Origin of the sequence: Aeromonas sp. LsrichE-8G (assembly GCF_022869435.1) — a bacterium.
In the GTDB taxonomy this organism is placed as follows: Bacteria; Pseudomonadota; Gammaproteobacteria; order Enterobacterales; family Aeromonadaceae; genus Aeromonas; species Aeromonas caviae.
Window position 1 is genome coordinate 102842 of record NZ_JALIHH010000032.1, and the last position, 12969, is coordinate 115810.

6 protein-coding genes, 6 tRNA genes and 1 riboswitch are annotated in these 12969 nt (G+C 62.8%); of the genes, 4 read left to right on the forward strand and 8 right to left on the reverse strand.

The genetic code is table 11. The features are described 5' to 3' along the window. Positions 1-87: 87 nt before the first annotated feature. Positions 88-3093, reverse strand: a complete 3006-nt coding sequence (locus tag MUW49_RS07075) for a glycosyl hydrolase family 18 protein (protein ID WP_244812571.1) — start codon at positions 3091-3093, stop codon at positions 88-90. Positions 3094-3238: 145 nt separating this feature from the next. Continuing rightward, positions 3239-3322, reverse strand: a riboswitch (cyclic di-GMP riboswitch). Between the two features lie 293 nt (positions 3323-3615). Between MUW49_RS07075 and MUW49_RS07080 the strand changes: the two genes are divergently transcribed. Continuing rightward, complete coding sequence (locus MUW49_RS07080) at positions 3616-5757, forward strand: ExeM/NucH family extracellular endonuclease (protein ID WP_128313561.1); 2142 nt, start codon at positions 3616-3618, stop codon at positions 5755-5757. A 460-nt stretch (positions 5758-6217) separates the two neighbouring features. Here the strand turns inward: MUW49_RS07080 and MUW49_RS07085 are convergent. From MUW49_RS07085 to gltX, 6 genes are all read right to left on the reverse strand, one after another. Then, positions 6218-6293, reverse strand: a tRNA-Ala gene (locus MUW49_RS07085). Between the two features lie 34 nt (positions 6294-6327). Continuing rightward, positions 6328-6403: transfer RNA gene (locus tag MUW49_RS07090), tRNA-Ala, on the reverse strand. 48 nt (positions 6404-6451) lie between these two features. Beyond that, positions 6452-6527, reverse strand: a tRNA-Ala gene (locus MUW49_RS07095). Between the two features lie 63 nt (positions 6528-6590). Then, positions 6591-6666 (reverse strand) — tRNA-Ala (locus MUW49_RS07100). Positions 6667-6694: 28 nt separating this feature from the next. Further along, positions 6695-6770, reverse strand: a tRNA-Ala gene (locus MUW49_RS07105). 513 nt (positions 6771-7283) lie between these two features. After that, positions 7284-8699, reverse strand: a complete 1416-nt coding sequence (gltX, locus tag MUW49_RS07110) for a glutamate--tRNA ligase (RefSeq protein WP_167824622.1) — start codon at positions 8697-8699, stop codon at positions 7284-7286. A 263-nt stretch (positions 8700-8962) separates the two neighbouring features. Here gltX and MUW49_RS07115 point away from each other — a divergent pair, with 263 nt between their 5' ends. From MUW49_RS07115 to MUW49_RS07125, 3 genes are all read left to right on the forward strand, one after another. Continuing rightward, positions 8963-11065, forward strand: a complete 2103-nt coding sequence (locus tag MUW49_RS07115) for a methyl-accepting chemotaxis protein (protein ID WP_214002447.1) — start codon at positions 8963-8965, stop codon at positions 11063-11065. 99 nt (positions 11066-11164) lie between these two features. Next, positions 11165-11824, forward strand: coding sequence for a LysM-like peptidoglycan-binding domain-containing protein (locus MUW49_RS07120; protein WP_223919918.1), 660 nt, complete (start codon positions 11165-11167; stop codon positions 11822-11824). Positions 11825-12119: 295 nt separating this feature from the next. Continuing rightward, positions 12120-12329, forward strand: a complete 210-nt coding sequence (locus MUW49_RS07125; RefSeq protein WP_005297820.1) for a cold-shock protein — start codon at positions 12120-12122, stop codon at positions 12327-12329. 559 nt (positions 12330-12888) lie between these two features. Here MUW49_RS07125 and MUW49_RS07130 read toward each other — a convergent pair. Beyond that, positions 12889-12964, reverse strand: a tRNA-Gly gene (locus MUW49_RS07130). Positions 12965-12969 lie beyond the last annotated feature (5 nt).

Sequence of the window (12969 nt, forward strand, 5' to 3'; positions counted from 1 at the left end):
CTTCAACAGGTCATCAGTCACTGCATACCAGCGTCCAGCTGCCGTCGCCCGCTCTGAGCTCGCGGCTGGTACAGCAGCCGGGACAACTCAGTAGCTGCACACCAGCTTCCAGCTGCCATCGCCCGTCTTGGGCTCGCTGCTGGTCCACCAGTTGGCCTGCCACACCGCCTTGCCGTTGGTCATGCGGTCGTTGCCATTGGCGTGATCCCCGCGCGGCCAGGTCGGATAGGCATTGTAGTCCGCCGGGTTGACGTTCTGGCTGGCACAGGTGGTGCCACCGCTGCCGCCGTCACCACCACCACTGCTGCCCAGCACCGCCTCGGCCAGGGCCGGGAAGTCGGACTTCAGGCCTATGGTCTGGCTGCCGGCAATCAGGCGCATGCCGCTCGGCACGCCGGCGGCCGGCAGGTAGTAGGTCATGGCCACTTCCACGTCGGTGCCCGGCGTCCAGGCTTTCCAGGCCGGCAGCGTCAGAGCCACCTTGTGGAAGTCCTTCTCATTGGCGATGCCGTCCGAGTTCTGGTTGCCACCGCTCTCCACCACTTTCAGTCCCATGCCGCTCTGGTCGGTGATGGTGTCTGAGGTGGAGGTGGGGACCAGGAACTCGATGCGGGTGCCGCCCGGAATGGTCTGGGTCGACTTGTTGGTGAGCTTGAGGGTCGGGTTGATCGGGTAGTTGGAGTCCCCTTCCTTGAAGCCGGAGAGGCTCACGCCGATGTCGAGCTGGGCAGCCGGCGCCGGCAGATCATTCTGCTTCAGGGCCGCCTTGTCGGCCTTGCTGAACTTCTCGTAGGCGAGGCTGGTGAGGGTGCTGCCCATCACGTACTCGTTCTTCGCGGCATCGAAGTCATAGTCCCCCGCCATCTCCCAGAACATGACGCCCCCCAGGCCCCGCTTGACGATGTAGTCGAGCTTGTGACCCATGGACTCTTCATCTTCGGTGGAGAGGAACACCTTCTTCTGCTCGTTCCAGAGCCAGGGCGCATGGGCCTTGTCGTCGTAGTAACGCACATACTGGCCTTGCATCACGTGGGCCGGGTTGTTGGGATCCAGACCCCAGGCCTGGCCGTAGCTCGGCAAGGTGGTGATGCCGAGGCTGGCCGCGTGCTCCAGGTTCTTGGCATGCCACATGGGCACGGCGCCGCCGCCAATCTCCTTGCCGTTCTTGTCAAGGTCATGCCAGATGTTGTCGATGCCCACCGCCCCGTTGCCGCACGGAATGGTGCTGCCACCGGTGCCCGGCTGGCAATCGCTCTGGCTCGGCAGCGCCGCCTTGCCACCCAGACCGTGGGTGCCACCGGTGACCCCCTGCCAGCCACGGGTGTAATAGGGCACCCCTATGTTGATCTTGCCCGCCGCCAGGGCACCACGGAAGTAGTGGGCCGCCCAGGCGGAGTTGAGATAGCCGATGCCGCCAAACTGGGCCTGGGTGTAGACACCCCACTGGGACAACTCGGGATCCGCCTTGTTGTCGAACAGGGCGGCGTTGTGACCGACGAAGTGGTTCCAGGCACCGTGGAAGTCATAGGTCATCAGGTTGACGTAGTCGAGGTACTGGGTGACCTGGAAGTTTTCCATGCCGCGCAGCAGGTAGGCCGAGGCCGGCGAGGCGATGGTCAGCATGTACTTGCGACCGTCCTCGGTGCCGGCGCTGTCGAGCTTGTTGCGCAGGGTCTTCATCAGCACTTCATAGTTCGCAAAGAGCTTGCCGCGACACTGGTTGGAGAGCGGGAAGTCGTTGGGGTTGCCCGCATCCTTCATGGAGGTGGGGTACTCGTAGTCGATATCCACCCCATCGAAGCCGTACTGGCGGATGAAGCCCACGGCCGAGTCGGCAAAGGCGTTGATGCCGGCGGTGTTGACCGAGCAGTCGCCCTTGGTGGTGGCGGCGTAGAAGCCGCGGGTATCGGCCCAGCCCCCGACGGAGATGAGGGTCTTCACGTCCGGGTACTGCTTCTTGTACTTGGACAGCAGGTTGAAGTGACCCTGATAGGCGAACTCCGGATCCATCTCGGCGCCCGGCACCCCGTTCCAGGTCAGCTTGGTAGCGGCGTCATCCACCTTGATGGTGTGACTCTGCTCGTCCACCGCCGCGAAGGCGTAGTTGATGTGGGTGATCTTGTCCCAGGGAATATCGCTCACCAGATAGGCGGGCAGGCCGTTCTTGCCGGTGCGCCAGGAGGTGAAATACCCGATGACGCGGCGGCCGTGGTCATCCCCCATGCACTCGCTGCCGTCGGCGCGGTAGATCTGGCGCACGTCGCAGGAGAGGTTGCCGCCGGTAGGGGGCAGGGCCGCTTCTTCCACCTGCACGTCCACCTGGGCCGACTCGCCAGAGAGGTTGCTCTTGTCGGTCGCCACCAGCTTGAGGCCGGTCAGCCCCTTGTTCTGGGGCGTCCAGCTCAGCTGCCAGGGGGCGCTGGTGTCCTCGCCCACCTTCTGGCCATTCACGAACAGCTCGACCTTGGCGACGTCGTCATTGGCGTCGGTGACATTGCCGCTGACGGTGAGGGCGCGGCCCAAGGTCACCCTGGCGCCGGCGGCCGGGCTTGCGATGCTCACCCTGGGCGCCTCCGGGGCCACCACGGCGGCGACCTTGAAGCTCGAATCCGCCTCGCTCAGCACCTTGCCGTCTTTATCCAGCGCCCGGGCCTTGAGGGCGTGATTGCCCGCACCGGCGGCAGACCAGCTCGCACTCCAGGGAGAAGCCGTGGCGGTGGCGACCAGAGCGCCGTCGATGAGGTATTCCACCCGGGCGAGCGCCGTGACCGGGCCGCTCAGCGTCACCGCCAGGGCCACACTGGCCCCCTCGCTGACGCTGGCACCCACGGCGGGGGAGCCGATGGCGACGACCAGGGCCGGCGGCGGCACCTCACCACCATACAGCTTCCAGGCATCGGCCCAGACCACCCCCACCCCGGGGGCGTAGTGATAGGGGGACGCGCCGCACCAGCCGGAGTAAGGGAATTCCTTGCATTCATAGAGGGCGCCTGCGTTGCTGACGATGTCGCCAGCCTTGTAGGCGGTGCCGGCCTGATAGGCGGGGTAAGCAGCCTGCGCCCAGGCAGGGACGGCCGCAAGGGCGACCAGCATGGCAAGCCTGCTGGGCCTCAAGATCTGTTGCATATTGTTATCTTCCTTGTTTTGTCTTGGCTTCAATACCGGGAAAAGCGCAATCGCAACAGGGAACAAGGGAGCGACAACAGGCCATGGACGGGCCACAAACCCTCAAGTCACCCTGGGTAACCCCGCTGTCTGGCCCGGATGGGACAGATCGGAGGCTTTGCGTCCCGGCATCACTGCCGGTTTGCCCTTTGCCTGGGTTCCGTGAGGAACGGCTCGAGTATAGGAAGCAAGTGACCACTGCTCAATCTTTATTCTCGAAGGAAAATATGTGAATGCTGGCCGCCTCACACTTTTCGCTCCCACCTGATGACAAATAGATCATCAATATCAAACTGTTAGCCACGTCAAAAAATGGCAGATGGGCTCCTTTGTCTCCTCATAATGTGCGTTGGCTCACTGGTCAGAGCTGCCAGAAATGTGACAATGCGCGCCCTTGGCCACGATGCCAAGGCTATGGAAACACTGGCAAAAATAAAAAAAGGAATACCCATGAAAGGAACACCTACCCTGCTGTCGCTGGCCGTGGGGCTCGCGCTCGCGTCCCCCTCTCTCTACGCCGCCGGCTTCAGTTGCCCGGCCGACAGTGCCCTCACCCCCATCCCCGCCATCCAGGGCAGTGGCGACAAGAGCCCCCTCGTCCCGGACGATCAGTTCGAAAGCGCCCAGAGCGTCTCGGTCAAGGCGGTGGTCTCAGGTCTGGGGGAAAGCCTCAACAAGGGCTTCTACCTGCTGGATGTGCAGGGGGACGGCAACCCCGAGACGTCGGACGGCATTTTCGTCTACCTCAACGACAAGAACTTCGCCAGCAAGTACCCGGACATCCAGCCGGGCGCCCTGGTCTGTCTGGAGGCCAAGGTCGAGGAGTATTACGGCCACACCCAGCTCAAGCCCCTGTTTGACGGCAGCACGCCGCGCCTGACAACCCTGGCCCAGGGCGACGCCCCGGCCGCCACGGCGCTGCGGGTACTGGAGGGGGAAACCCTGGCCCGGGCCCTGGAGCGTCACGAAGGGATGCGGGTGCGCCTCGACGCCGACAGCGCCCTCCAAATCAGCCGCAACTTCAGCTACGACTATGCCGCCCGGCGCAACAACCTGGTGCTCGCTCACGGCGCCCCGCTGATGAAACCGACCCAGCTCCATGTGGCGAGCAGCCCCGAGGCCGTGGCGCTGGCCGAGGCCAACGCCAGCAACCGCGTCTTCCTCGAGTCGGACTTCAAGGCGGGGGACGGCAAGCTCCCCTGGCTGCCCGCCTGGGAGCCGGAGCAGGGTTACCTGCGCATCGGCGATGCCCCTGTCAATCTGGAGGCCATGGTCGGCTACAGCTACAACGAGTACCGCCTGATCGTGCCCCGGGATCAGACCATCACCGCGGGGGATCTGCTGCGCACCGGCGACAACGACCGCCAGAGCGCCCCGGCCCGCCTGGATGGCACTGACCTTCGCATCGGTAGCTTCAACGTGCTCAACTACTTCACCAGCCACTCCAGCGTGGGGGGCGCCCTCAACGTGCTCTGCGCGGATCAGGCGGATGCGGACAGCGCCAAGGGCTGCAACCGCGGCGCCAAGAGCCTGGAGGAGTTCCAGTTGCAGCGCGCCAAGATCGTCAACGCCATCACCGAGATGGACGCCGACCTGCTCGGCCTGATGGAGATGGAGAACAACGGCTTTGACGAGCACGCCGCCCTCCACGATCTGGTGGAGAGCCTCAACGCCAGGCAGAAGGAGGCGAGCAAGCACTACGCCTTCGTCACCCTGCCCAAGGCCCTGCTCACGGAGGATCGCTTCTTTGGCGGCGACGCCATCATGGTGGCCATGATCTACCGCCCCGCCCTGCTCACCCCGAGCGGGGATGCCGACGTCATCCCCCTGCCCCAGCAGCGCTACACCACGGGCGGCGTCACCAAGAGCGCCGGTCAGCGGGACTCCCTGGTCCAGCGCTTCACCGTGGCGGGCAGCGACGCCCCCCTGACCCTGGTGGTCAACCACCTCAAGTCCAAGGGGTCGGGCTGCTATGAGAACGGGGATGGCAAGACGGAGCCTGCGGATCTGCAGGGCAAGTGCACCGAGTTTCGGGTGAGCGCCGCCAAGGTGCTGGGGGAGGCGGTGAGCAAGATGCCGGGCCAGGTGCTGCTGGTGGGGGACTTCAACTCCTACGCCAAGGAGGATCCCATCCGGGTGCTGACCGACTATGCGCCGGTCGCGGGGGAGCGCCAGATCCGCTCCGCCTCCCACACCTACATCGGCGACAAGCCCTATGAGCAGATGGGCCAGACGGTGGCCAAGGGTTACGGCCTGGTGGATCTGAACGTCAAGTTCAACCAGGAGAAGGCCATCTCCTACAGCTACGAGGCCGAGCTCGGCACCCTGGACTACGCCCTCGCCAACCCGGCGCTGGCTGACAAGGTGGTGGCGGTGGCCGACTGGCACATCAACTCCTTCGAGAGCAACCTGTTCGAATATGGCAGCGCCTACACCGGCGACCTCATCAAGTCGGACAACCCCTTCAGCGCCTCGGACCACGACCCCGTCATCGTTGACCTCAAGCTCAAGGAAGCGAGCAAGGGGGGTGGCGGCGCCATGGGCGCCCTGCTGCTGGCCCTGTTGCCGCTCGCCTGGCGGCGCCGTCGCTAAAACGCGGCATCCTCGATGCCAGGTGCAAAGCCCGCGATGATCGCGGGCTTTTTTTGTGCCAGGGCCATTTGAAAAACAAATGCAAAGGGCCACATCATGGGATGAATAAATACCCTGTTGCCCCCGCCTCGCCCCTTTCCCGGGGACTGGCACCCTGCCGACGGGGAAACCCGGTGCTGACATCAGGGGCCGGATAGCGTATCCCGCAGGCTGCCGAACGAGCCAACCGCCACGCGGCAGAGGATGGCACCACGCAGCCCGCGCCATGGCCATGGCGGCATCGGCGCCAATCCCCACCCTCACCCCCGTCAGCGGCGGCCAGGGCCGCTGATGCCCTCGCGGACAGGGTGAAACGCCATTTGCCAGACAAATGCAAAGGGCGAGATCATGGGAAATCCAAATGACAGGCAAACAAAAAGGCCACCGCGATGCGGTGGCCTTGGTGCTTTCTTGCGAAAGATGGTGGAGCTACGCGGGATCGAACCGCGGACCTCTTGCATGCCATGCAAGCGCTCTCCCAGCTGAGCTATAACCCCGATGTGTGTGAGTGACGCTGAATCACTCTGAATTTGGTGGAGCTACGCGGGATCGAACCGCGGACCTCTTGCATGCCATGCAAGCGCTCTCCCAGCTGAGCTATAACCCCAAATTCGGTACTGAATGAATGGTTCTGGCGGCCATTCATCCTCAATAATGGTGGAGCTACGCGGGATCGAACCGCGGACCTCTTGCATGCCATGCAAGCGCTCTCCCAGCTGAGCTATAACCCCACAAAGGTCGGCCTGGGTGATACACACCGCACTGCCCTGGGTACTTCATGTCAATCGGGAACCTGGTGGAGCTACGCGGGATCGAACCGCGGACCTCTTGCATGCCATGCAAGCGCTCTCCCAGCTGAGCTATAACCCCTTGGACTCCAGATTGTTCGAGGAGAATTTGGTGGAGCTACGCGGGATCGAACCGCGGACCTCTTGCATGCCATGCAAGCGCTCTCCCAGCTGAGCTATAACCCCAACTCACCTCGGCGCTACCAAAGTTATCTCTGGCAACGGAGGCGCATGATAGGCATCACCCGCTTTGCTGTCAACCCAAAATTCTCACCCGCTGGAGCGTTTAGTCAAAATTCAGGCAGTTAGCTGTTTTTACCGCCAACCTCGTCGCTATGTCGCTGTTTTACGTCGCAAATCCGCTTGAGGCCAAAATACAAAGGGCCCCCGTCAGGGGGCCCTTTTCATGCCATGGCCGATGTTTATTCTGCGGCCATGCGCGCTTCGATAGACGCCAGGGCGCGGTCGATACGAGCGAGGCCCGCTCCTTGCCCACCAGCGCCATCACGGCGTCGGCGATGCCAGGGGACTGACCCGTATCGGCGCTCTGAATTACTCGGCGGCCATGCGCGCTTCGATATACGCCAAAGCGCGGTCGATACGAGCGAGGACCCGCTCCTTGCCCACCAGCGCCATCACGGCGTCGATGGCAGGGGAGAGATTACCCCAGACCGGTGACGGCAATGTGCGGCGACAAGCTTACTCGGCGGCCATGCGCGCTTCGATATACGCCAGGGCGCGGTCGATGCGGGCGAGGACCCGCTCCTTGCCCACCAGCGCCATCACGGCGTCGATGGCAGGAGACTGGCCCAGACCGGTGACGGCCACACGCAGCGGCATGCCGACCTTGCCCATGCCCTGACCCAGCTCGGCGGCGGTCGCTTCAATCAGCTCGTGCAGCGCCTCGGTGGTCCAGGTCTCCAGGGCCGCCAGCTTGGCCTTGGCCAGCGCCAGCGGCTCGGCAGCCACACCGCGCAGATGCTTCTTGGCTGCCGCTTCGTCGATGGCCTCGTACTCTTCGAACAGGTAGCGGCTCTGGGCAGCCACCTCCACCAGGGTGTTGCAGCGCTCGGCCAGCAGGGTGACCACGTCGGCCAGCGCCGGGCCATTGCTGGTGTCGATCTGCTGGTGTTCCATGTGCCAGGCCAGGTGCTTGGCCACATAGGCCGGATCCAGGCTGCGCATGTAGTGGTTGTTGAGCCACAAGAGCTTGTCGGTGTTGAAGGCGGAGGCGGACTTGGAGATGGCATCCAGGCTGAACAGCTTGATCATCTCGTCCAGGGTGAAGATCTCCTGATCCCCGTGGGACCAGCCCAGACGCACCAGATAGTTCAGCAGCGCTTCCGGCAGGTAACCGTCGTCGCGGTACTGCATGACGGAGACGGCGCCGTGGCGCTTGGAGAGCTTGGCGCCGTCGTCACCCAGGATCATGGAGACGTGGGCAAACTCCGGCACCGGCGCGTTCAGGGCCTTGTAGATGTTGATCTGGCGCGGGGTGTTGTTGATGTGGTCTTCCCCACGCACCACGTGGGTGATCTCCATGTCCCAGTCATCGACCACCACGCAGAAGTTGTAGGTCGGCGCGCCATCGGTACGGCGAATGATCAGATCGTCCAGCTCGGTGTTGGCGAACTCGATGCGGCCACGGACGTGGTCATCGAACACCACGGAGCCTTCGGTCGGGTTGCGGAAGCGGATCACGTGGGGCGCATCGGCCGGGTGATCGTGGTCGCCATCCCGGCACTTGCCGTCATAGCGGGGCTTCTCGCCGTTGGCCATCTGGCCTTCGCGCAGCGCTTCCAGCCGCTCCTTGGAGCAGTAGCACTTGTAGGCGCGGCCGTCAGCCAGCATCTCGTCGATGAGGCCGTTGTAGCGATCGAAGCGCTTGGTCTGGTAGTAGGGGCCCTCATCCCAGTTCAGCTCCAGCCATTCCATGCCCTCAATGATGGCGTCGATGGCCTCCTGAGTGGAACGTTCCAGATCGGTATCCTCGATACGCAGCACAAACTCACCGCCCTGGTTCTTTGCAAACAACCAGGAATAGAGTGCGGTACGGGCACCGCCGACATGCAAAAAGCCGGTCGGGCTGGGAGCAAAACGGGTTTTGACTTTCATCTTTAAGCCTTGTGTAGAGGGCCTTGGGCCAATTCGTTAAAAAAACCGTCGCATTTTAGCACCGACAATGACGGATGGGAAAACCATGGCGAGGCAGAGGGGAAAATAGGGTCTATTCCCGCAAAAACCGCTGTTTTAGAGTGATGTCTCAGAATTTTCCCTTTTTTCCCGCTTAGCTAGGCGAGGTTGCTGGAGAGATCTCCCGCACAGCCGATACTTCAGTCACCCCGTCAACGAACCCTCAACGATACAAGGAACGCACGATGCAGTTTCGTTCTATCCAGAATCGTATCCTGGTACTGGCCGGTGTCGCCATGACCACGGCCCTGGTCATCCTGATCCTGCTCAACCAGTATTCAGGCCGGCAGACCCAGCAGCTCACCATCGACTCCAGTCGCGCCGCCCTGCAACAGGAGGCGTGGCAGAAGGTGAGCGCCAACGCCCGCGCCGAGGCCGCCACCATCACCCAACTGCTGCAAAAGGGGCTCTCCTACACCCAGCAGATGGCCAGCGTTTTCGCCCGCCAGCAGGAGGGCAAACTGCCGCTGGATCGCCAGCAGGCCACCGATCTGCTCAAGGCCCAGCTTGCTTTGGAGCCCCAGCTCTATGGCGCCTTCGCGGGCTTCGAGCCCAACGGCTTCGACGGCCAGGACGAAAGCTTCGCCGGCCAGAGCGCGCTCGGCAGTGACGACAAGGGGCGCTTCGTTCCCTATTTCTATCGCGACAAGGATCAGATCGGCAGCGATCTGCTGCTCTCCATCGAGAAGAGCGATCCGGACGAGTTCGGCAACCCGGCCAACGACTACTATGCCTGCCCGAAACGGGAGGGGCGCCCCTGCCTCATCGATCCCTTCAAGGTGGACATCAACGGCCAGCAGGTGCTGGTGAGCACCATCACCACCCCCATCCTGGTGGATGGCCGGTTCAAGGGCATCGCCGCGCTGGATCTGGCGGTGGACTCCATCAGCCGCCAGGCCCAGTCCCTCAACAGCAACATCTATGACGGCAAGGGGGAGACCCTGATCGTCAGCGCCGCCGGCGTCATCACCGGCACCAGCGGCGACGCCAGCCTGCTCGGCAGCCGCGCCGACAAGGTGCTCGGCAACGGCTGGCAGCAGTACCTCAAACCGGACGTGCAGCGCCAGGAGCTCACCGACGCGTTTCGCATCTCGGTGCCCATTGCGGTGCCCGGCATGGCCCGCAACTGGGCCATCATCGTCACCCTGCCCTACAAGGTGGTGCTGGCGGGAGCGGACGAGCTGGCACGCCAGCTCACCGACATGAACCGCGCCGCCATGACCCAGCAGCTCATCGGTGCCCTCATCGTACTGGCGCTGGCCCTTGGCACCATGCTGGTCATTGCCCGCAGCATCACGGGCCCCATCCGCCAGATGGTGAGCCTGGTGGATGACATCGCCGACGGCGAGGGGGATCTCACCAAGCGCCTGGAGAGCCGCTCCCGGGACGAGCTGGGGGCCCTGGCCCGGGGCATCAATCGCTTCATCGACAAGCTGCAGGCCTTGCTCGGGGATGTGCAGAAGACCGCGAGCGAGGTCCATCGCCACGCCGGGGATACCGATCGCATCGCCGGACAGACCGACAGCAACCTGCAGCATCACCAGGCGGAAATGGAGCAGATGCTGACCGCGGTACAGGAGATGTCCTACGTCAGCCAGGAGGTGGCCACCCACGCCAACAACACCGCCGACTCCGCCAAGCAGGCCCAGAGCGCGGCGGACGAGGGCAAGGTACGCTTCCAGCGGGTGATCCACTCCATGCACAAGGTGGCCGCCGAGGCAGGCAAGGGAGCCGAAGTGGTGGAAGGGCTGGCTCACGACAGCGAGCAGATCACCAGCATCCTCACCGTCATCCAGGGGATCGCCGATCAGACCAACCTGCTGGCACTCAACGCCGCCATCGAGGCGGCCCGGGCCGGCGAGCAGGGGCGCGGTTTTGCGGTGGTGGCCGACGAGGTGCGCAAGCTGGCGGGCAACACCCAGCAGGCGGTGCAGAATACCCAGGAGCTGATCGACAAGATCCGCCACAGCTCCACCAACGCGGTCAACGCCATCCAGCAGAGCCAGCAGCTGACCCATCAGGCGGTGGGGGAAGCGGATCAGGCGGAGGCGGCCCTCGGCAGCATCTTCCAGGCCATCGCCACCATCAACGACATGACCTACCAAATCGCCTCCGCCGCCGAGGAGCAGAGCTCGGTTTCCGAGACTGTCTCCGGCAATCTGTCAAAAACCAGCGCACTGGCCAACGACATCGCCAGGGACGCCACCAGCACGGCCAACGCCAGTCAGGCCTTGCGTCAGGCGGCGGAACGTTTGCAGCAATTGTTGGGTCAGTTTCGTCTCAGCTGATAATTTTCATGCTCCGGACTCTCCCCCTCGGGGGCGAGTCCGTTTACCATAGGCGGCATATTTGCCTGATGGCAGGCAATGTAGTGAGAGGTAAATGCCGTGCCCACCCCGGACCGTCGCCCACGTGGCCATAACAGACGAGCCCAGCAGCGTCGCCAAGACGAATCACAAGGAACCCTGCTCCAACGTATCAACGCGGCTACCCTGCCCCTGCGCCAGCGTCTCGGCCAGGGTATTAGTGGCCTGGGTCAGCGCAACAAGGAGCCGAAGGCGGCCTCGTTCAAGCTGGCAAGCCCCCTGCCCCGCAAACACACCATAGGGTTGCTGGTGCTGATCCCGCTCTGGCTGCTGGTGCTGGCCTGGGAGCCCGCCCCCGCCGCCCCGACCACGGCGCCGTCAGGCTCTCTGGCGGTCCCCCTGGCCGTGCCGGCCCAGGCCCTGACCGTCGGCAACGCCGGTGAGCCCCAGGCCGCCAAGCCCGTCGAGGAGAAAGTGGATGGCACCTGGTTGCAGCACGACGTGCAGGCCGGTGAAACCCTCTACTCCATCTTCCGCAAGTTCGAGTTGCCGGGGGCCGAGCTCAGCCGGCTCATCGCCATCGAAGGGCCGGACAGGCCGCTGACCCGGCTGCAGTCGGGCAAGTCGGTGTTCATCCTGGTGGACACCAGCCGCCGCATCCAGCGGGTCGAGGTCCGCTCTCTCGGTCAGGTCAGCTACCGCTACGACCGCCAGGGGGAAGGGTTCGCCCTCAAGGAATAAGGGGGCTCGACCACTTCCCCTTATGCAGACGGGAGGCCATGGCCTCCCGTTTTTTTTGATGTGAAGCATGAAACAAGCTGCTGACTTCACAATACTTTTAGCTCGCTCAAAAAATGAAAAGTGCCAAATTGACAAGGGATCGGGCTCCAGTACAATCGGTCAGGCTTTAGACAGGGATTGTGCTACATGCTACTGGGACAAAGAGACGTGGTCAGTCATGCTTCAACCCCTGACTTCCAGGCAAATGCTGCCCAACCAGGCTTAGTTTCATTTTGTTATAGATAGGACTTACCACATGTCTGACATTCGCACCGGCCAAGTAAAATGGTTCAACGAAACCAAGGGTTTTGGCTTCATCGAGCAATCCCAGGGACCGGACGTTTTCGTTCACTTCTCCTCCATCCAGAGCGCAGGTTTCAAGACCCTGGCTGAAGGTCAAAAAGTCCAGTTCACTGTGACCCAGGGCAAAAAAGGCCCTCAGGCCGAGAACGTCACCGTTATCTGAGCCAGCGCCAGTGAACCCGTAGGAGGAGCCATCGCCCCTCCTATTTTTTTGCCCGCGATTTCCCCTCCCCGATCGGCAGAGCTCTTGCCGGGCTTGCCATCCCCACCTGTAAGCCGTCTATGGCCGCCACCAGCCGCTATAAATCAAAATTATGAGCTTTGGTTAAATGCCCCGGTTTTAACTTATAGCGAGCCACTGTCTGTCATTCAGGCCCTGCCAAGCCTGTTAGCCGACCGCAAAGGGTTGTGCCCGATCTCCGGGAGGCTATTAGCAAGCAATACATCTTGGTCTTATGACTTGGGATGTGCGGGGAAGAGAGAAAACAGGCAAACGCCGGATACGACAAGTCATCGCGGCGCGATGTGATGGGCAATTCAATTCAAAGGGATTATGAGGACGTCGAAGAGAGATTGGAGCGGGAAACGAGACTCGAACTCGCGACCCCGACCTTGGCAAGCGCGGATCATGCTCTACCAACAGGACGCGGCAGTGATGGTACTGAGAAACTGGATTCGTGTACTTGGGGGAGAGATTGAGTTCGAAGGGTTCGAAGAGAGATTGGAGCGGGAAACGAGACTCGAACTCGCGACCCCGACCTTGGCAAGGTCGTGCTCTACCAACTGAGCTATTCCCGCAACAG

Excerpts from the sequence above, each read along its gene's own strand:
- MUW49_RS07080 (WP_128313561.1), top strand. The coding sequence starts at position 3,616 with ATGAAAGGAACACCTACCCTGCTGTCGCTGGCCGTGGGGCTCGCGCTC.
- MUW49_RS07075 (WP_244812571.1), bottom strand. The coding sequence starts at position 3,093 with ATGCTGGTCGCCCTTGCGGCCGTCCCTGCCTGGGCGCAGGCTGCTTAC.
- gltX (WP_167824622.1), bottom strand. The coding sequence starts at position 8,699 with ATGAAAGTCAAAACCCGTTTTGCTCCCAGCCCGACCGGCTTTTTGCAT.
- MUW49_RS07115 (WP_214002447.1), top strand. The coding sequence starts at position 8,963 with ATGCAGTTTCGTTCTATCCAGAATCGTATCCTGGTACTGGCCGGTGTC.
- MUW49_RS07125 (WP_005297820.1), top strand. The coding sequence starts at position 12,120 with ATGTCTGACATTCGCACCGGCCAAGTAAAATGGTTCAACGAAACCAAG.